We start from the raw sequence: 20,623 nt of genomic DNA, 5'->3' as shown, positions 1-20,623 counted from the left end.
GTTTCCTTAAATAAAACAATACTCAAAATAAGCACATTTTTTACACTTATTCTCAAATATTGGTTTTGGTGGAGTTGTTTGATTTATCAATATTTCAATATTTGATAAAACTTCTAAAAGGTCTTTTTCATTTGTTTCATCCAGCTCTATAAAATCTATTTTTTTATCGCCTCTTTTTTCTATATACTCAATTTTCCCTTTTTTCTCTACACCCTTTTGTTTTAACTTATAAAGATAGAGTAGAACTTGCCATTTTACAGCTTCTGGATCGCTATCTGATTTTTTAACTTCAACAAGATAATCTCTTGTAATTTTGTCTATTTTGATATTGTCGATACTAATTTCTGATTTTTTATTTTTCTCTTCATTTATTTCATGTAAAACTTTTCCTATTCGTACATCTTCACTATTGTCTTCAAGATTTATACGATTTGCATGGAGCCAAAGCTTTGCTTTACAAATAAAATAGTATGAAATTAAAGTTCCGTTAATATTTATCAAATTTAAACCTTAAAAATCAGGAATACATTCCTAATAAAATATATATAATTTGGAATGCAATCCACTACTTATCCAAGTTCATTCAAACCATTATTATCAGAAAATATTATTCCTTCTTCAAAAGAGTATTCTAAATTTAGAATTTTATAATTTAACTCTTCTTGAGATTGGTATAAATATTGTTTTTCATGATAAAGTGGTAATGAAATTGTATAGTCATATTCAACTCTTCCATTTATATAATCATCGTATAATAAATAGTCATTTTTAGGTAATTCAATATCTCTTAAATCATAATTATCCAATGATTTTTCTATACCATTTAGTTTTTTTATTGTTTCGTCATATTTTAAATATGCTGGATCAAAAAGTCTAGTTTTTACATTTTTAAATTGTATATCATCTTCAAACAATTTATCATACACAATATTTAACCATTTAACATACTCTCCCAATTCATAGTATCCATTTTGGATTGTCTGAAATGTTAAGCCCAATAAAGCTTCATTTGAATATGGTTTTATACATTTCTTTTTATAAATATATATTTCACCTTTTCTTTTTTCACTTTTTTTACGATTTACTCTTCCAAATCTTTGAATTAAGCTATCTATTGGAGCATTATCTGTAAACATTAAATCAAAGTCTATATCAAGTGAGACTTCCACAATTTGAGTTGCTACAAGAATAAAAGGTTTATTAGAATTCAATTTTTCAAAAATTAAATTCTCTTTTTTCTGTTTATCTATTTTCTTGAATGTTGAATGATAAAGTATTATATCCTCATCCTTTAATAAAAATTCTTCTTTTAAATACCTGTATGTATTTGTTGCACTTTTTACTGTATTCCTAATAATCAAAATATTTTTTGACTCTTTAAATTTTTCATAAATAAAATCATAATCTTCATTTAATTCATAATCTTTTTTTATTATCTCATTTGCTTTTTTCTCAAACAGATCGTTTTGTGTAATAACTGGATAATTTTTTATATTAAGCAACTCTTTTAATTTATTTGGTATTGAGGCACTCATTAAACAAACTTTTACTTCATACTCATTACAAAGTTCTAAAAATCTTTTTAAAAAGCCCATTAGTTTAAAATCATAAGAGTGAACTTCATCTATGATAACTACAGAATTTAAAAAGTTTTTAGTTGCAATATTAAATCTTCCAATATTTATAAAGTATTTTAGTAAAGAGTCTATTGTAGATACAGTTATAGGTTTATTAAAAGTTTTACTAAATAATAACTCACTTCTAAATTGTTCATCTACAACTCCATTATCTCTTTCATACTCTTTTTGTAGAAATATTCTTGCACTTGAATGAATCAATCCACACTCATTTTTGTCAAAAAAGTTTTGAACTCTTTCATAAAGTTTATTTGAAGTAGTTTGAGTTGGTAAAGTATAGATTATTTTTGTATTTTTATCATATATATTATTTATTGCCCACAATAAAGATCCTTCAGTTTTCCCTTCTCCTGTAGGAATTTCAACTAAAACACTTTGATTTGAAAAAGAGAGTTCTTCTTGAAAATTTCTTAACTTTTTAAAAGTTAAATGACTTATAAAATCTTGTTTTGTAGGTATTAAATTAAAAGTTGTTTGTGGAGTAGTTTTAGAAAATTTTGCACTAGCAATCCAATCTGCAATATTTAAAATTCCTGAAACATAAGTATAAAGTATTCCAAATTTATTTATATTATTGATTTTTGAATATTGTTTTTCTAATGTATTAATATATTGTAGATAATTCTCTTTTTTTACTTCTTTAAAATTAAAATCATATAAACATTCTTTATTAAATAATTTTTTATAAAGATATTTATAATTCTTCTGAAAGCTTTTATAACTAGATAAAAAAGTAAAATTATAGTTATCCAAACTGTATGTTTTAGGAAATAATGAATGATGTGACAATACAATTATTACTAATAAATTACTAAATCCTTCATCTTTATAAATAAAATCTTTTATATTTAATAATAAAAAAGCACTGTATAAAGGATGATAAGATTTTGTTCCATTTTTAATTGTATTTTGAAACTCTATAGTAGCTTTTCCAATATCGTGAAAATATGCACTAAAAAATATCAAATCTTTGATTTTATCAACACTCCAACCCGAGATATTAGATACTTTCTGAATCGTTTTATCATCAATTTGTTTTAGTGCTTCTTCTACTACCCATAAAGTATGTTCTTCTAAGCTTTGATATTTATCATCTAATTTTTTAGCCCAAATTTCCATTTAATAAAATACCAATTTATTGTTTCTTTCTTCATCTACATAACTTGTTATGTCATCAATTTGTATATTACAATTTATATATTCAACTTGTAAAAACTCTTCTTTAACTTCCTTTGAAATTCTATTCTCTTTTTTATCAAAAGCTATAAATTTTATTGGAGTTAAATTTGCTGTTGGAAGTTCAATAGGTTTATTTAACTCTCTTACAAAAGCTTTATATTGATAATTTTTATTTAAAAATACAGAATTGATTTGATTTGTATCATTTACTCTTAGTTTATTTGTGAAGTCTTCAATATTTTTTATTATTACTAATTCATCATCAAGCCCTAATGATGGAGTATTTTTGGGTTTTTGTAAAGATTCTAAAACTTCATCAAAAAGATTTTCATCTTTTACATTAAGATAAATTGTGTATTTTGATAAATATAATTTATCTCTTCTAACAACACTTTTACCCATATTCCCTTTTTCTAAAGTTTTATAACTCCATAAATCTTTAGTTTTTCCATTTATTTCATCAATAATAACAGATACATCGATTAGCTCTTTATCCAAAATCTCAAAAAATTCTCTTTGAGATTTTAAAGATATATTGCAAAGCATTCCAATTATAGTAGTTTTGGGAGGAGCTAAAAATGTTTTATGATAAGTTCTAAAAAAAGGAATTCTAAATGAATTCAACAATCCCTCTAATTCAAATCTTATAACTTTCACTTTAAGCTTCTATACTGTTTTTATACATTTCAATAGCTTGTGAAATAGTTACAACATTTGGAAATGTATTTTTTATTTCTTTTTCATTTGAGAAAATTCCTTTTGCTATTCCTACTGTATATTGTTCCGTTATATTATCAGCTAAAGCTTCTTTTATATTCTCTATATTTATATTTCCATCATTATCTACATTTAAAGTATTTAGTAAAAATGGATTTCCAGTTTTTTGTTTTGAAATGATTATAAATTTTGGCGAAATATCTTCAAGATTTCTAGCTTGTTTTGCTCCACCATTAAATGATTTTATTGCATCAAGTAAAATATTTAACCGTTTATTTCTCTCTTCTTTATTTAAAATTTCTTTTTCTTCATAAGTATATTCATTAATCTCTTTTCCAATATGAGAAATATTAACCATCATATTTCCTCTCATAAAATTCAGTGTATCTACTTCAACTTGTACAATATTTCCACTTTTTTTACTCTCATCTTCTGTCTTCTGCTTTCTAGTAAGATAGTCATACTCTCCTTTATATGGCAGTAAAGATACTAAAGGACTAACTTTAACTGGTGACCATCTTCGTCCACCTTTTGGTAACATAAATCCAAATAAATCTAAATCACAAACCAATTTATAAATTTTTTCTCTTTGTTTATCATCTATTTTTACATTTAAAGATGGATATTTTCCATTTTCTTCAATTGATGGATTTCCATCCTCATCAACACTACTTATTTTTTCTCCAAGTTGCATAAGAGTTTCTTTTAAATATCTTCTTAAAGCTTGACCTGATACATAAGCAAATTCATCTCCATTTGTATTTGAAATTTTTTTCATTACTGTAACATTTCCACCACTACCTTCACTACCATTTAGTGAAGCTACATTTACTTTTGTTATATATGCTATATTTAAAAACATTTTTTATTCTCCTTTGTTTGATTTTGAATTTTTATAATTTGTTACTTTAAATTTATCGATAGCATAGATAGCTATGTAATCTCTAGCAATTTCCCAATTTTGTTCAATATTTGTTAAAATAGATTCCAATGAATCATTGAACTCTTTTGAAAATCTTGACTCTTTTTCATTTTTCAAAGATGAAAATTTTAAATCTTTAAAATATGAAACTAACTGTTTATAGTTTTTTATATTTCTTAGCTTGAAAAGTAAATCTCTATCATCAAGTTCTGCACAAAAATGACCTATACCATCACCTACTATTTTTGAATCTTCATGAATACTCATATCTTTATCTCCTAATATATAATTTAAATAACTTTTTTCAAAGTCAAAAAGTGTTTTTCCAAAACCTCTTGAATCATTTTTTAAAATATTAAAACTTACCAAATAATAATCTTTTCTTAAATCTTGAAAATTAAGCAAGTTTTTACACCAATTTTTCAAATTTAAGTTTAACTCATTTTTCTTTTGAGATAAAGAAAATATTTGAAATATATCACTTAAATATTTTAATAAATTTTTCTCTTTTAATATTTGAAAGAAATGAATTAATTTATAAGCTTTTGTATATTCATTTAAAGATGTTTTAAATGTACCATCATCTGTATAAATTACAAAACTTAAATATTGTAATAATTCAAATAACAATTTAGAATATTCTTCTACATCTTCATCAAATAATAAAGCAAAATCACTATCTTCAAAAGATTTAGCCTCTTCTTCAATATGATATATTATTGAAAATAGATACATAAAAAACTTTATTTCAAACTCTTCTGAATGATTAGATATATAAAAATGTTGATTTGTAATCTCATCTTTACTAAGAACTTTAAAAAAATCTATATTTGAAGATGTAGTAACTATCTTATCATCTTTACCTCTATATTCTATTCGGTCATCATCTATTTTTAAAAACTCTTTAAATGTATTTAAAGATTCTAAATTGGAAGAATTAGGATAGATAAAATAAGAGTAATTATAAAATCGTTTTGTTCTTCCACCAAACCAATAAATTAAAGCATTCCATTTATCAATCTTATAACTTTTTGGTTGATTTAGCATATCATGAAAATAGTTCTGTCCATCTTCAAAAGAGTGTATTTTTGAATCAATCGATAAAATATCATTACTTACAAAATATTTACTAAATCTTTTAATTGCTTCATCAAGTGTTATTGAAATAATAACTTCATTCTTTTTATTTGGAACTTTTAATGTTCCATTTGATTCTTTTTCAGGTTTTAAATTTTCTCTTTCACAAAAATCAATGTAAAGCTTTTCTGTTTCATCTCTTGATAAACCTAATTCTGAAATTTTTTTATAAAGATAAACTCCATTGCGTAAATCATTTTTTTGGCCACCTTTTGTGTCAAATTTTTTATCTAAAACAAAATCCATTTTATTTTCATCAAAATACCATCTATCGTTATTTGTTTGATAGACTATTTTATTGTCTTTTAAAAAAGTATTTAAAATTTGATTATAAATTTCATCTTGATTTTGCGAATTTATTTTTAAAATCAATTCATTTTGTGTTAATTTATACTCTAACTCAAAATTTTTCTCTCTTAAAAATTGATATAAATTCACTATGCCATTATTAAATAACATATCTTTAATATTAAATTTCTTTTCTATAATTTGATTTTTCAAATAAATCTCCTTAATTGGTATTGATTTAAACAATATTTAAAAAGTGTTTAACTTTGTTGCTATCTCTTTACAATCAAAAACCCAGCACCATAGCTTATCTTTTCACCAAGTCCAACACCCAAGCTTAAAAATGCTAACTTTTGACTTATTTCATCTTCATTTGGAACTATTCTAAACTTATTGCCTATAAGTGCTACTTTTCTTTGAATTTCATTTTTTGTAGTTTTAAAAAAAATATATTGTGGTTTATGATTTTTTATCTCAAGAAGTTGGATAAAGTTTTGTGTTGGAATTAGTTTTTCATCAAAAAACTCTTCATATTTTTTTAGTAAATTATCTTGGAGTTGATTTTGAAGTTCTATTATATCACCACTTTTTTCCAACGTCCAAAAAAGTTGTCTATCTTGTAAATCCTTTTTTTTAATAGACATTACAACAGGAGTTGCACTATAAAGTTCACTTATAAAAAACTGTTTTTTCTCTTTTTTTTCAACTTGAATAATTTGTAAAAATGGATTATTGATATTTTCTCGAAGCAAGTTTATTAGTTCTTTTGCAAACTTTTCATCTACTGTTCTAATAGTAAAAGAGTATGTATTCCCTTTTTTATAAAGTTTATCTTTTTCTATTGGAAAAAAACTTCCAAAACAAAAATTATTAAACATATTTTTATTGTGTTTTTCCAAATATTCATCTTTTTGACAAATAGAGAAATTGATATATTTTGAAATTACATCAAAACTATCTTCAAAAACTACATCTTGTTTTAAGTATGTTATACATTTAAGTTCAAATATTTTCATAAAAACCCCTAATTTTATTTGTTAAAGATTATATCATTTAGATTTGAAATTAATGTTTATTTTAAATGATTTAGAGCTTAATAAAACCTTAAAGATTATTTATTAAGTAAAATCAAAGTAAAGAGATAAAAATAAATTAGTTAAAATAATCAAAATATAAGAAATATTTCATTTTAAAAAGTACTAATTTATGGTAATTTTAGATGGACATTTAATAAATTTCAAAATTTCTTGTAAAAAGACGTCCATTTTTTTATAGTTCAGTCGTCTTACTAATTAGAGAAACCAATTCTCATAATAAATAAAGATAAGGAGAGATGATGAAGAATAAAGTTTTTGTTTCAGTAGTAACATCAATGATGATAAGTGGAACAATGTTAAATGCAAAAGAGATAAGTTTGCAAGAGGCAGTAGATAGTATAGTAAAAGAGTATAAGGTAAGTTATATTTCAAAATCAAAAAGCTTGAAGGATAGGAAAGTTGATGATAGCAAAATGAGTTTCGGGGGGGGGGTAATAAACAGTTTAAATAAAGTCTTAGAAACTGAAGAATTAAAAGCAGTAGAAGAAGAAGGGATAATATATATAATAGATAAACCAAAAGCAGTAAATGGTTTTTCAAAAACAACAGTTATAGATACAATTTCTGTAAATGAAAGCTATAAAAATGGAAGTGCTGAAAGTGGATATTTAACTGAAAATATAACAGGTGTTGGACTTTGGGGAAAAAGAAGTTTAGAAGATACACCTTACTCAATGAGTATAATCTCAAAAGATTTAATCGAAAATATAGTTGCCGCGGATATGAATCAAATATATAAAATGAATCCAATAACTCAAGAAACAGGAAGGTTTGCTCAAACAGGAATAGATACACAACATGTAACTATGAGAGGATTTAACTCAAGTTTTCCTATTATAAATGGGATTCCAAGTGCAGATATATATTCTACTACACCAATGATGTATGATATTGAAAGAGTTGAAATCATAAGTGGAGCAACTGGCTTTTTATATGGTGGTGGAAGAGTTGGAGGAGCAGTAAATTATATAACTAAAAAACCAACTATTGAAAATTTAGCAAATGTAAGTATTGGGAACTATGGTGGAAGTCAAAACTTTGCACATATTGATTTAAGTGGACAGATTGATGACAAAAATACTTTTGGATATAGAGCAAATTTATTTTATTTAGATGGAAAATCAGCTTCAAAAGTAGATGGTGAGCAAAAAGCAGGAAGCTTAATATTTGATTGGAAACCAACTGATAATTTCTATATAGATATTAAATATACAAGAAATGAAAAAACTACTAATGGTGGATTTACTACCATTAATACTATTAACGACCGTTCAGTTATAAAGAAAAATAAAAGCTATAATCCCGATTTAGTAGAAGAAAAATATAAATCTGATAAATTTGAAAATAATATCAAATATAATATAGATGATACTTTTACTTTAAGAACAAATTTTATGTATGAAAATGTACTTTCTTATGTAAATAATATAATTATGAATGTTCAAGATAGAATAGTAAAAGCAAATGATACAAGTTATTGGAGATATGGATATAGAGAAACAGATAACTATGGTGCAAATATCTTTTTAGATTCGAATTTTGATACTTTTGGAATAAATCATACTTTAACTTTTGGAACTTCATTTAATTCATACAAATTTTCTATAAGTGATGATGATTGGATTGGTTATGGATTAAAAAATGATGTTGCTTTAAATGATTTTAAAAATGTAACAATGAGTGATTTTTATCAACTTCCTTGGGGAATTGGAACGATAGGAACAACTCCTAGAAAACCTTGGGAAAAGAAACAGTATAAAAATATTTTAATAGGTGATGATATTGTATTTAATGAACAATGGAGTGCATTAGTTGGAGTAAATTATGCAACAGTTATAAATAAAAGTTACTCTAATGATACAAAATATGATAAATCAGAACTTACTCCTACTTTATCTCTTATTTATAAACCTTTTGAAAACTTAACTACTTATGTAACATATATAGAAAGTTTAGAAGCTGGAGAAACTGTTGGTAGTGTGTATCAAAATGAGGGAGATTTTTTAGACCCATATAAAAGTAAACAATATGAAGTTGGAGCAAAATATAGTTTAAATGAATCTGTTTTATTAACTGGAGCATTATTTAGGATTGAAAAAGCAAATAGCTATATTGATAATACGACAACACCAAAACCAACTTTAACACAAGATGGTGAAGCTATTCATCAAGGATTTGAACTTACAGCAACTGGAAAAGTTACAGATAATCTTACAATTATTGCTGGTGGAACTTTTATGGATTTAAGTGTAGAAAAACATAGTAATAAATCTATTGAAGGAAATAAACCAATAAATGCAGCAACAAAAATGGCAAAAATTTATGCAGAATATGAAATTCCATTTGTTAAAGGTTTAGCAATAAATGGTGGAGCATACTATACAGGTAAAAAATATGGAAATGATACAAATACAGATATTATACCAAGTTATACAGTATATGATGTAGGACTTAGATATAAAACAAAGATAGATAACTTTCCAACTACTTTTAATCTAAATGTACATAACTTAACAGATGAAGTTTATTGGACACATAGTGCAATGTTAGGAGACCCGAGAAGTGTTGCATTTTCTATGAAAATGGAGTTTTAGAATAATACTATCCAAATATTTGCAATTATAATCTTTATAGTTGCAAGTATTTGTTACATTCAAGTTATCTACAATAGGTATAGTTCTTTTAATATAAATAGTAGGAGGAATTATTTATGAAAAAGATTATAACTGTTGCAACATTATCTATGTTGGCTATGAGTTCATTGTCTTCTGCAGAAATTGTTAAGTTTGAGAAAAAACTTATCAAAGAAAGAAATGATATAGGATTCAAATATGAAGGTCCAAAAGCAGAGTATAAAATTCCAGATGAGAGTACTCTTCCAAATAATCAATTTGGTGATTTAATCAAATATGGAAAAGAGTTAGTTGTTCATACTTATAAATATATAGGTCCTGAAGTTGAAGATAAAAACATGAGATATGCTGGAAATAATCTTTCATGTCAAAGCTGTCACCTTGACGCTGGAACAAAACCTTATGCAGCACCATTTGTTGGAATATTTGCTTCATTCCCACAATATAGACCAAGAGAAGATACTATTGGAACTTTAGCTGATAGAATCAATGGCTGTATGGAAAGAAGTATGAGTGGAAAATCACTTCCAGTTGAAAGCAAAGAAATGAAAGCTATGGAAGCTTATATGTATTGGTTAAGTTTAGGTGTTCCAATCGGGACAAAAGTTGAAGGAACAAGTTTATCTGAAGTTAATAGAAAAATGATACAAACAAAAGCAGCAGATCCAGTTAAAGGAAAAGTTGTGTATGATATGCAATGTGCTTCTTGCCACGGTGAGAATGGTGAAGGTATCAAAAATGAAGGTAAAGCAAATGGATATTTATATCCACCATTATGGGGACCAGATAGCTACAATAAAGGTGCAGGAATGTACAGAACTTTAAAAGCTATGGACTTTATTAAAGCTAATATGCCTTTAGGTGCTACACATGAAAATCCAATATTGACAGATGAAGAAGCTTATGATGTTGCAGTTTATATGAATTTAGATGAGCATGAAAGACCTGAGAAAGCAAATAGAGAAAAAGATTTCCCAGATTTATCTGTAAAAGCTCCTGATACTTATATAGAAGGAAAAGATCCAATTGAAAGAAAATTTGGGCCATTTGGGCAATTTATCAAAACTAACAAATAAAAAAGGAGTATCTTTATGATACTTCTTTTTAAATCATATAAAAAAACTTTTATTCTGTTCGCCTTATTTATAGCTATTTTATTATATTTCTTATATAAATATAACAATATACTAAATCAAAGAACTTTAGATATTTTAGTATCAAACCAAGTACAAATTGCACAAAATGAACTAGAGAATCAAAAAAATCAAGCTTTATCTTTAGCTTTAATGTTTTCTAAAAATCAAGATATTATAGAAAATTTAAGTCAAAATAAAAATATAGAGTTAAAAAAAGAGCTTGTAAAACTTATAGAGATTATAAAAACATATACAAAACAAAAAATTGATATACAAATTCATACAAAAGATTTAGAAGTTTTTACTAGAAGTTGGGAAGACAAGGATTTTGGTTTAAAACTAGAAAGTTTTAGAGAAGGACTTGTTAAAGTAAAAAATACACAAGAACCTTATGTTTCAAGTGAATTAGGTAAAAGATTTAATATAAAAGCTATAGCTCCTATTTTTGATAGAAATAATACTTTTATAGGTTCTATTGAAGTTATTGTAGATTTTAGTTTGTTGGTTGAAAGATTAAAAGCTTTTGGAATAAATTCTTTAGTATTACTTGAAACAAAATATTTAGATATTGCAGAATATCATAAAAGTAACAAAATTTTGGAGAATTTTATAATTTTACAAAATAGTTTTAATAAAAATTTATTTGAAATTTTATCAAAAAATCCAGAATATTTAAAAAATGATAAATTTTACTATGAAACAAAAGATAAAATAATTACACAAATTCCATTAGGAAATTTTGAAAATAGTAGTGTTGGAGTATTACTTATATGTTTTGATAAAAATATAAAGAATTTTTCATACTTACCAAAATATGAATATTTGGGAGATATAACTATAAAACAAGATAAAAAAGATTTTAAAAATAACCAAATAAAAGAGATAATAATAAGATGATAAAAGTTTTGTTACTTGAAGATGATTATTTATATAAAATATCTATAAAAGAGTTTTTAGAAGAATTAGATTTTTTAGTTGATGATTTTGAAAATGGTGAAGATGCTTTACATGCTATTTTTGATAAAAAATATGATTTACTTCTACTTGATATAAGAGTTCCTAAAATGGATGGTTTTTCTCTAGTACAATATGTAAGAGAAGCTTCTATTGATACTCCTATTATTATTTTAACTTCACTTACTGATATAAAGGATTTGAGTCGTGGTTATACTTTAGGATGTAATGATTATATAAGAAAACCTTTTGATATGATAGAATTGAAGTTTAGAATAGAGCAGGTTATAAAAAATCATTTTAAGACAAGTGATGATGGAATTGAGCTAGATTTTGGATTTAAGTATAGTATAAAAAAATCTATTTTATATAAAGATGATGTTGTTGTAGAACTTTCATCAAAAGAGCTTGAACTTGTATCTTTTTTGGTACAAAATAGGGGTTTTTTTGTATCTATTGAGAGTTTACATGAAAATGTTTGGGAAAATAAAGATATATCTTATGCAGATATTAGAATGTGTATAAAAAGAGTTAGAGAAAAAACTCATAAGGATTTTATAAAGACTAAGAGATTTTTAGGATATAAGATTGATAAACAGTAAATTAGAAATAAAATATATTGTAATACAAGTATCAATTAGCTTGTTGATAGCTTTTATTCCAATATATTTTTATATAGATGCAACAATAAAAAATCAAAATATTAAAGATAAATTAGATTTACAAAATTACTCAAATCAAATTGTTTTAAAAATAGAAAATTTTGAAAAACAAAATAATGATATTTTTTATTACCCCCGATCAAATATATTCTTTTCATCTATTTTTGATAAAAATAAAAAAGAGATTTTTTATACAAATAGTTCAATAGAACTTTTTGATGAAGATTTTAAAAATTTTAATGATAAATTCTGTTATAAAGAGTATTTAGAATCTAATATTTTAGGTGCTTCTTTTTTGGTTGTTTGTAAAAATATTGATTATAGTGAAGTTATTTATAATGCTCTAATTTTACTTTTACTTGTAAGTGTATTTATATTTTTACTTTCATTTTTTGTTATAAAACAAAGTATTGAACCATATAAAAAGTTAAATATTTATCTTGATGAGTTTTTGAAGGATGCAATGCATGAACTTAAAACTCCTATTGGAGTTGCTAGAATAAATATAGATATGTTATCTATGAGATTAAGAAATGATAAAAATATATTAAGAGTAAAATCAGCACTTAAGAATATGACAATTATATATGAAGATTTAGAATATTATATGCAACAAAATGAAGTGAAAGAACTAAAAACTACTATTGATTTTTCAAGTTTTTTAGAAAAAAGAGTTGAATTTTTTAATGACTTAGCCGTAAGTAAAAATATAGTTTTTCACAAAAATATACAGACAAATATAAATATATATTTCAATGAAATAGAAGCTTTTAGATTGATTGATAATAACTTATCAAATGCTATAAAATACTCAAAAAATGACTCAAATATATATGTTACTTTGGAAAAGGAAGGTACTTTTGTAAAATTAATTTTCAAAGATGAAGGTGTTGGTATAAAAGATACTAGTACAATTTTTGAAAGATATTATAGAGGTGATAATATAACTGGTGGATTTGGAATAGGGCTTAGTATTGTAAAAAATATTTGTAAAAAAAATAGTATAAAAATAGATGTTGTTTCCAGAGAAAACTCTGGAACAACATTTATCTATACTTTTAATTTGTAGTAAGTTTAAGTCCTATAATACCTAATAGAATAAATAAAATACTAATTACTCTAATAATATTCATAGATTCATCAAATAAAAATATACCTGCAATAACTGTACCAATAGTTCCAATTCCTACCCAAACAGCGTAAGCAGTTCCTAATGGAAGAGATTTTAATGCAAGACTAAGAAGGTAAAAACTTATAATCATAGTAACAATAGTAATTATGCTAGGAGTTAATTTTGTAAAACCTTCACTATATTTTAAGCCAACAGCCCAAACCACCTCAAATATTCCAGCTAAGAAGAGTATAATCCAACTCATAAAAATCCTTTTTTTTAAGTTGAGGCCGTCCTCTATGAATAAAGAGGCAGGGTCGTCCCTGCTTTTAGGAACATATTTTATTAAAAATTCGATAAAATGGGAATTAATTTAAAACTTGATAAGGATTTTCTTTGAGTGAAACTTTAAAGGCTCATATTTTAGCAACTATTGCAACTATTTTAATTGCTGGATCATTTTTGGCTTCACAAAAACTAGCAAATGTTATTGATCCAACATCTTTAACTCTGTTTAGGTTTGTTTTGGCATTACTTTTTTTATCTCCAGTTGTTATTTTTAATAAAACTAGATTAAAAAAAGTAGTTCAAGTACTTCCAAAGGCTTTGATTGTTAGTCTTGTATATACTTTATATTTTATTGGAATGTTAAAAGCTTTAGAAGATACAACAGTTCTAAATACAGGTACAATTTATACTTTAGTACCTTTGATGACAGCAATTTTATGTATATTCTTTTTTAAAGAGAAAATCCCTTTAAAACAATTATTTATATATATTTTAGGAATTATATCAACTTGTATTGTTGTATTTAAAGCTGATTTTAGTTTATTTCTAGCTTTGAATTTGAATAATGGTGATATTGTATTTTTGATTGCATCATTTTCTATGGCGTTATACCCAATATTTATAAAACTTTTGTATAGTAAAAAAGATGAATTATTAGTTTTAGTTTTTGCTACACTTTTGGGTGGAATTATATGGATGAGTTTAACTATGCAAATTCTAAATATACCTTATGAATGGAATAAAATAGAATTAAATCATCTATACTCTTTATTATATTTAGTTATTGGAACTACTATAATGACTCTAATTTTATATCAAAAAGCAACTTTAATTTTAGGTGCAAAAAAGATAATGGCTTATATTTATCTAAATCCAGCAATTGTTGCTATTTTAATGTTTTTATTTGAAGGACAGACTATATCTATTGGAGTTTTATTTGGTATTTTATTATCTGCATTTGCTACGATTATTATTTTAAGACAGAAGTAGAAATATAAAATATATATTTTAAGCTAAAAGAGAAAATTACTTTCTCTTTACAGCTTTTGCATTTGGTAAATCTGTGATTGTTCCATCAAAAATCTCAGCAGCCATACCAATAGACTCGTGAAGTGTTGGGTGAGCATGAATTGTAAGACCAATATCTTCTGCATCACAATCCATCTCTAGTGCTAAAGAGATTTCTCCTAAAAGTTCTCCTGCATTTTCTCCTACGATTGCTCCACCAATTAGTTGATGTGTATCTTTATCAAAAATTAGTTTTGTCATACCAGTAGAAGAAACATCACTTGCTAGTGCTCTACCACTTGCACTCCAAGGGAAAGTTGAAACTTCATAATTAATTCCAGCTTTTTTAGCTTCAATTTCAGTCATTCCAGCCCAAGCAATCTCTGGGAATGTATATGCAATAGATGGGATTTGTTTTGGTTCAAAGAATACTTTGTGCCCAGCTATTACTTCAGCAGCTACATGACCTTCATGAACAGCTTTATGTGCAAGCATTGGTTGTCCTATTATATCTCCAATAGCAAAGATATGAGATACTTTTGTTCTCAGTTGATTATCAACTTTGATTAATCCTTGCTCATTTACTTCTACATTTGTATTTTCAAGTCCAAGTTTATTTCCATTTGCACTTCTTCCAAGAGCAACTAAAACAGCATCGTATAAAATACCTTCTTTTGGAGCATTATCACCTTTAAACTCAACATAAATTCCTTCATTTTTTGGAATTATACTTTGAGTTTGAGTTTTTGTCATGATATTAAATCTATTACTATTTGCTTTTGTATAAAGTTTTATCAAATCAGCATCAGTTCCAGTCATAAGTTGTTCACCTCTTATAGCAACATCAACTTGACTTCCTAATGTTGAATAAACTGTACCCATTTCAAGTCCAATTATACCACCACCAAGAATTAAAAGTTTTTTTGGTACTTCTTTTACTTCAAGTGCATCAGTTGAATCCCAAATTCTTGAGTCTTCATGTGGAATAAATGACATTTTTGAACTTTGGCTACCAGCTGCAATAATACAATACTCAAAAGTAATTTTTGTTTTTTCATCACTATTTGTCAAAGCAACTTCAACGCTATGCTCATCTAAAAACTTTGCATATCCTTGAACATGATTTACTTTTCTCATTTTAGCCATTGCATCTAAACCACCAGTTAGTTTTTTTACAACACCACTTTTATACTCTGCAACTTTTTTTATGTCAATTTTTGGCTCTTCATAAAATATACCAGCTTTTTCTATATGTTTTGCTTCTTCTACAACTTTTGCAACATGAAGTAGGGCTTTTGATGGAATACAACCAACATTTAAGCAAACTCCACCTAAAGTTGAGTATCTCTCAACAATAGTTGTTTCTAAGCCTAAATCAGCACATCTAAAAGCAGCTGAATATCCTCCAGGACCTGCTCCGATTACTAAAACTTGAGTTTTTATTTCTGTCATTATAAACTCCTTATAGACTTAATAGTCTAATATCACTTAAAAGTTGTGATACTGTTGTAGTAAATCTAGCACCATCTGCACCATCAATTACTTTGTGATCATAAGATAAACTTAATGGTAAAATCAATCTTGGTTTAAACTCTTTTCCATTATAAATTGGTTTTATAGAAGATTTTGAAATACCTAATATTGCAACTTCCGGTGCATTAATAATTGGAGTAAAGTATGTTCCCCCAATTCCACCTAAACTAGAGATTGTAAAGCAACCACCACTCATATCTGCACTTGTTAGTTTTCCATCTCTTGCTTTTTTAGAAATTTCTGCTAATTCAATGGCAATATCTTTAAATCCTTTTTTATCAACATCTTTAATTACAGGAACTAATAAACCATTTGGTGTATCAACAGCAACCCCAATATTAAAGTATTTTTTCATAATAAGTTCTTGTCCATCTAAACTTAAGCTAGAATTGAATTTTGGATGAATTTGAAGTGCTTTAGCAACAGCTTTTATTATAAATATAAGTGGAGATAGTTTGAAATCAACAGCTTTTGCATTTTGTTCTTTTCTAAACTCTTCAAGTTCAGTAATATCAGCTTCATCAAATTGTGTAACATGAGGCATAGAAAGATAATTTTTATGTAAAAATGGTCCAGAAACTTTTTGAACACGACTAAGTTCAACTCTTTCAACTTTACCAAATAAAGAAAAATCTATCTCTTTTGCTTCAGGTAAATTAAATCCAAAGCCAATGCTTGAAGCAGATGCAGGTTTATTTAATTGCTCTTTTACATAAGCTTTGATGTCATCTTTTAAGATTCTTCCTTTTTCACCACTTCCTTTTACAAATCCTAAATCAACACCAAATTCTCTTGCAATTTTTCTTACACTTGGTGAAGCATATACTTTTGTAGCTTTTTTAGATAGAACTTTACTATCTTCTTTTTCTATACTAATAGCAGCAACTTCTTGAATTGTAGGAGTAGAATTTGTAGCTTTTTCAACTTTTGTAGGAGTAGAATTTGCTGTAAATGCTGGAGTTGGAACTTTATCTTCAACAACAACAGTTTTTATAACTTTTGCTATTAAATCTCCACTATTTATTTTTTGTCCTTTTTCTACAAAAATTTCAATAACTTCTCCACCAAATGGTGCTGGAACATCCATAGATGCTTTTTCTGTTTCAAGTGTAATGATACTATAGTCTTTTACTATAATATCTCCAACATGAATCATAACTTCTATTAAATCAACATCTTTTTCTGCACCTAAATCAGGAACTCTTACTTCTTCAACAACTGATTTTATAGTTTGTTCTTTTACAAATTGTGTTGGAGCTTGTAAAACAGGTTCTTCTGCTTTTGGTTCTTCAGTTTTAACTGGAGTTACAGTTTCAGCTTTTGGTTCATCAGAAACTGAATCATCTTCAACTTCAACTCTAGCTATTAAGTCACCGCTATTTGCTTTATCACCAACTTTTACTAAAATCTCTTTAATAATTCCTGCATGAGTTGTAGGAACATCCATAGAAGCTTTTTCAGTTTCAAGAGTTATAAGTCCATCTTCAACTTCAACTCTATCGCCAACTTTAACCATAATATCAATTAAATCAACATCTTTATCAGCACCTAAATCAGGAATAAAAATATCATAAACTTTTGCCATTATTTACTCCTTAAGCATTTCTTGGAGAGATTCTAGTTGAATCAATCTCATATTTTTTCATAGCTTCAATAGCAACTTTTTTATCTAATTTACCAGCACGTGCAAGTTCAGCTAAAGTTGTATAAACAATAAAGTTTGTATCAACTTCAAAGAATTTTCTTAAATTTGCTCTGCTATCACTTCTACCAAATCCATCTGTTCCTAAAGCTTTAAAACTTCCTTTTACATAAGGTCTTAGTTGTTCTGAATATGCCTTCATATAGTCTGTTGCACTAATAACAATATTATCAGTATTACTTCCTAATACTTTTTCTACATAAGGAATTTTTGGCTCAGCATCTAAATTTAAAAGATTTTCTCTTTCTATATCTTGAGCTTCTCTTGTTAATTCGTTGTATGATGTTACAGAGTAAATATCTACTTTAATATCATACTCATTTGCTAAAATCTCTGCAGCTCTTATTGCTTCTTGGAAAATAGAACCTGAACCTAAAAGTTTAACTTTAAAATCATTTTTTGCTTCAAAAGTTTTTACTTTATAGATACCTTTAATAATTCCTTCTTCTGCTCCTTCAGGTATTGCTGGTTGGGCATAGTTTTGATTTAACGTTGTAATGTAATAGAAAATATCTTCTTGTTTCTCACCATACATTCTATTTATTCCATCTTGTACAATAACAGCAACTTCATATCCATAAGTTGGGTCATATGAAATACAATTTGGAACAGTATTTGCTAAAATATGTGAGTGACCATCTTCGTGTTGTAATCCTTCACCATTTAAAGTAGTTCTACCTGAAGTTCCACCAACAAGGAATCCTCTTGCTTTTTGGTCACCTGCTGCCCAACATAAATCTCCAGTTCTTTGGAATCCAAACATTGAGTAGAAAATATAGAATGGAATCATAGGATAATCATTTACTGAATATGATGTTGCAGCAGCTATCCACGAACTCATAGCTCCAAGTTCATTAATTCCTTCTTGTAAAACTTGACCTTTGATATCTTCTTTATAGAAAGCAACTTGATCTTTATCTTGAGGAATATATTTTTGTCCAGCACTTGAATAAATACCATATTGTCTAAACATACCTTCCATACCAAAAGTTCTAGCTTCATCTGGAACTATTGGAACTATTTGTTTCCCAATATTTTTGTCTTTTAATAAAACATTTAAAACTCTTACAAATGCCATAGTTGTAGATATTTCTCTATCTCCACTTCCAGCAAGTATACTTTCAAAATCATTTAATACAGGAATTTCTAATTTATTCGTGAATTTCTCTAATCTTTGAGGTACAAATCCACCTAGAGCAGTTCTTTTTTCTTTTAAGTATTGAACTTCAGGTGAGCTTTCTTCTGGTTTATAATATGAATATGATTCAACAGCTTCATCACTGATTGGTAGATCAAATCTATCTCTAAATGCTTTTAGATGATTTACATCTACTTTTTTTACTTGGTGAGCGATATTCATACCTTCAGCAGCACTTCCCATTCCATAACCTTTTACAGTTTTTGCTAAGATTACAGTTGGTCTTCCTGTTGTTTCTGTTGCTCTTTTAAATGCAGCATAAACTTTAACTGGATCGTGTCCACCTCTATTTAATTTCCAAATATCATTGTCACTTAAATTTTCAACTAACTTTGCAGTTTCAGGGAATTTATTAAAGAAGTTTTCTCTTGTGTATGCTCCACCTTTTTGTTTAAAGTTTTGATACTCTCCATCAACCGTTTGTTCCATCAATTCAAGAAGTTTTCCTGATGTATCTTTTTCAAGTAAAGTATCCCATAATCCACCCCAGATAACTTTTAGAACTTCCCATCCAGCTCCTCTAAATTCACCTTCAAGTTCTTGGATTATTTTTCCATTTCCTCTTACTGGACCATCAAGTCTTTGTAAGTTACAATTTATAACAAAAATTAAGTTATCTAAACCTTCACGTGCTGCCATTCCAATAGCTCCAAGTGATTCAGGTTCATCACATTCACCATCTCCCATAAAGCAATAAACTTTTTGTGCACTACAATCTTTGATACCTCTATTTGTAAGGTATTTTAAAAATCTTGCTTGATAAATAGCTTGTAATGGTCCAAGTCCCATTGAAACTGTTGGAAACTGCCAATATGAAGGCATTAGTTTTGGGTGAGGATATGATGATAATCCATCATTAAATGCTTCTTGTCTAAAGTTATCCATTTGATCTTCAGTGAATCTTCCTTCTAAGAAACTTCTTGCATAAATACCAGGGCTTATATGTCCTTGGAAGAAGATTAAATCTCCACCATCTTTCTCATTTGGTGCTCTAAAAAAGTGATTAAAAGCAACATCATAAAGTGTAGCAGATGATTGGAAAGATGCAATATGCCCTCCAAGATCTAAGCCTTTATTTGAAGCTCTTTGTACCATAATTTGTGCATTCCATCTAATGATAGATCTTATTTTTCTCTCTAAATCCATATTTGCTGGCATTTTTGGTTCTTCATTTGGAGAAATTGTATTTATGTAAGCTGTTGTTGCACTATATGGTAAATGTGCTCCACTTCTTCTTGATTTGTCAATTAATTTTTCTAATAGAAAATGGGCTCTCTCTACCCCTTCTTCTTCTATTATAGCTTCTAAGGCTTCAATCCATTCTTGTGTTTCAAGAGGATTAACATCTTCTAAATTTAATGTTGGCATATAAACTCCCTTTATAAAAGTTATCTTAATTTTTTAAATTAATTTGCAATTTT

At 26.7% G+C, this 20,623-nt stretch carries 16 protein-coding genes; 6 read left to right on the top strand and 10 right to left on the bottom strand.

Annotated elements, in window-relative coordinates; all coding sequences use genetic code 11:
• Positions 1 to 6: 6 nt before the first annotated feature.
• From cas4 to ALANTH_RS07715, 6 genes are all read right to left on the bottom strand, one after another.
• Positions 7 to 501 (bottom strand): CRISPR-associated protein Cas4, encoded by a 495-nt coding sequence (gene cas4 / locus ALANTH_RS07740; protein WP_306458785.1) that lies wholly within the window; start codon positions 499 to 501, stop codon positions 7 to 9.
• 68 nt (positions 502 to 569) lie between these two features.
• On the bottom strand, positions 570 to 2,756 hold the full coding sequence (locus ALANTH_RS07735; RefSeq protein ID WP_026808032.1) for a CRISPR-associated helicase/endonuclease Cas3: 2,187 nt from the start codon (positions 2,754 to 2,756) through the stop codon (positions 570 to 572).
• A complete protein-coding gene (gene cas5 / locus ALANTH_RS07730) occupies positions 2,757 to 3,473 on the bottom strand; it encodes a CRISPR-associated protein Cas5 (protein WP_026808031.1) in 717 nt (238 codons plus the stop codon).
• 1 nt (position 3,474) lies between these two features.
• Positions 3,475 to 4,395, bottom strand: coding sequence for a type I-B CRISPR-associated protein Cas7/Cst2/DevR (gene cas7i, locus ALANTH_RS07725; RefSeq protein WP_026808030.1), 921 nt, complete (start codon positions 4,393 to 4,395; stop codon positions 3,475 to 3,477).
• Between the two features lie 3 nt (positions 4,396 to 4,398).
• Positions 4,399 to 6,093, bottom strand: a complete 1,695-nt coding sequence (locus ALANTH_RS07720; protein ID WP_026808029.1) for a hypothetical protein — start codon at positions 6,091 to 6,093, stop codon at positions 4,399 to 4,401.
• 59 nt (positions 6,094 to 6,152) lie between these two features.
• On the bottom strand, positions 6,153 to 6,896 hold the full coding sequence (locus tag ALANTH_RS07715; RefSeq protein ID WP_026808028.1) for a CRISPR-associated endoribonuclease Cas6: 744 nt from the start codon (positions 6,894 to 6,896) through the stop codon (positions 6,153 to 6,155).
• Between the two features lie 320 nt (positions 6,897 to 7,216).
• Here ALANTH_RS07715 and ALANTH_RS07710 point away from each other — a divergent pair, with 320 nt between their 5' ends.
• The 5 genes from ALANTH_RS07710 (at position 7,217) to ALANTH_RS07690 (ending at position 13,431) form a co-directional block, all read left to right on the top strand.
• Complete coding sequence (locus tag ALANTH_RS07710; RefSeq protein WP_228282869.1) at positions 7,217 to 9,571, top strand: TonB-dependent siderophore receptor; 2,355 nt, start codon at positions 7,217 to 7,219, stop codon at positions 9,569 to 9,571.
• A 116-nt stretch (positions 9,572 to 9,687) separates the two neighbouring features.
• Positions 9,688 to 10,686, top strand: a complete 999-nt coding sequence (locus tag ALANTH_RS07705) for a c-type cytochrome (protein ID WP_026804638.1) — start codon at positions 9,688 to 9,690, stop codon at positions 10,684 to 10,686.
• A 15-nt stretch (positions 10,687 to 10,701) separates the two neighbouring features.
• Positions 10,702 to 11,643 carry a cache domain-containing protein gene (locus tag ALANTH_RS07700; RefSeq protein ID WP_026804637.1) on the top strand — a complete coding sequence of 314 codons (942 nt, stop codon included), beginning with the start codon at positions 10,702 to 10,704 and terminating at the stop codon, positions 11,641 to 11,643.
• Entirely contained in the window at positions 11,640 to 12,302 is a 663-nt protein-coding gene (locus ALANTH_RS07695; RefSeq protein ID WP_029888300.1) for a response regulator transcription factor, read from the top strand. Before ALANTH_RS07700 ends, ALANTH_RS07695 begins: the two co-directional genes overlap by 4 nt.
• Positions 12,289 to 13,431 (top strand): sensor histidine kinase, encoded by a 1,143-nt coding sequence (locus ALANTH_RS07690; protein WP_026807564.1) that lies wholly within the window; start codon positions 12,289 to 12,291, stop codon positions 13,429 to 13,431. The genes ALANTH_RS07695 and ALANTH_RS07690 overlap by 14 nt, the downstream gene beginning before the upstream one ends.
• Here ALANTH_RS07690 and sugE read toward each other — a convergent pair.
• Complete coding sequence (sugE, locus tag ALANTH_RS07685) at positions 13,421 to 13,738, bottom strand: quaternary ammonium compound efflux SMR transporter SugE (protein WP_026807565.1); 318 nt, start codon at positions 13,736 to 13,738, stop codon at positions 13,421 to 13,423. The genes ALANTH_RS07690 and sugE overlap by 11 nt on opposite strands.
• Before the next feature lie 131 nt (positions 13,739 to 13,869).
• Here sugE and ALANTH_RS07680 point away from each other — a divergent pair, with 131 nt between their 5' ends.
• The gene (locus ALANTH_RS07680; RefSeq protein ID WP_026807566.1) at positions 13,870 to 14,751 is read left to right on the top strand and encodes a DMT family transporter; all 882 of its coding nucleotides are present in this window, start codon (positions 13,870 to 13,872) and stop codon (positions 14,749 to 14,751) included.
• Between the two features lie 36 nt (positions 14,752 to 14,787).
• Here the strand turns inward: ALANTH_RS07680 and lpdA are convergent, their stop codons facing one another.
• Genes lpdA through aceE form a run of 3 tightly spaced genes read right to left on the bottom strand, consistent with a single transcriptional unit; the run spans position 14,788 to position 20,570 of the window.
• Complete coding sequence (gene lpdA / locus ALANTH_RS07675) at positions 14,788 to 16,221, bottom strand: dihydrolipoyl dehydrogenase (RefSeq protein ID WP_026807567.1); 1,434 nt, start codon at positions 16,219 to 16,221, stop codon at positions 14,788 to 14,790.
• 10 nt (positions 16,222 to 16,231) lie between these two features.
• A complete protein-coding gene (locus tag ALANTH_RS07670) occupies positions 16,232 to 17,887 on the bottom strand; it encodes a dihydrolipoyllysine-residue acetyltransferase (protein WP_026807568.1) in 1,656 nt (551 codons plus the stop codon).
• A 10-nt stretch (positions 17,888 to 17,897) separates the two neighbouring features.
• Positions 17,898 to 20,570 (bottom strand): pyruvate dehydrogenase (acetyl-transferring), homodimeric type, encoded by a 2,673-nt coding sequence (gene aceE / locus ALANTH_RS07665; protein ID WP_026807569.1) that lies wholly within the window; start codon positions 20,568 to 20,570, stop codon positions 17,898 to 17,900.
• Positions 20,571 to 20,623 lie beyond the last annotated feature (53 nt).

The organism is Aliarcobacter lanthieri (assembly GCF_013201625.1).
GTDB lineage: Bacteria > Campylobacterota > Campylobacteria > Campylobacterales > Arcobacteraceae > Aliarcobacter > Aliarcobacter lanthieri.
This window is presented reverse-complemented; position numbering and strand designations above follow the sequence as displayed.

Coding starts and splice junctions, on each gene's coding strand:
- ALANTH_RS07710 (WP_228282869.1), top strand. CDS start 7,217: ATGAAGAATAAAGTTTTTGTTTCAGTAGTAACATCAATGATGATAAGT.
- aceE (WP_026807569.1), bottom strand. CDS start 20,570: ATGCCAACATTAAATTTAGAAGATGTTAATCCTCTTGAAACACAAGAA.
- ALANTH_RS07670 (WP_026807568.1), bottom strand. CDS start 17,887: ATGGCAAAAGTTTATGATATTTTTATTCCTGATTTAGGTGCTGATAAA.
- ALANTH_RS07715 (WP_026808028.1), bottom strand. CDS start 6,896: ATGAAAATATTTGAACTTAAATGTATAACATACTTAAAACAAGATGTA.
- cas7i (WP_026808030.1), bottom strand. CDS start 4,395: ATGTTTTTAAATATAGCATATATAACAAAAGTAAATGTAGCTTCACTA.
- lpdA (WP_026807567.1), bottom strand. CDS start 16,221: ATGACAGAAATAAAAACTCAAGTTTTAGTAATCGGAGCAGGTCCTGGA.
- ALANTH_RS07700 (WP_026804637.1), top strand. CDS start 10,702: ATGATACTTCTTTTTAAATCATATAAAAAAACTTTTATTCTGTTCGCC.
- sugE (WP_026807565.1), bottom strand. CDS start 13,738: ATGAGTTGGATTATACTCTTCTTAGCTGGAATATTTGAGGTGGTTTGG.
- ALANTH_RS07735 (WP_026808032.1), bottom strand. CDS start 2,756: ATGGAAATTTGGGCTAAAAAATTAGATGATAAATATCAAAGCTTAGAA.
- ALANTH_RS07705 (WP_026804638.1), top strand. CDS start 9,688: ATGAAAAAGATTATAACTGTTGCAACATTATCTATGTTGGCTATGAGT.
- ALANTH_RS07695 (WP_029888300.1), top strand. CDS start 11,640: ATGATAAAAGTTTTGTTACTTGAAGATGATTATTTATATAAAATATCT.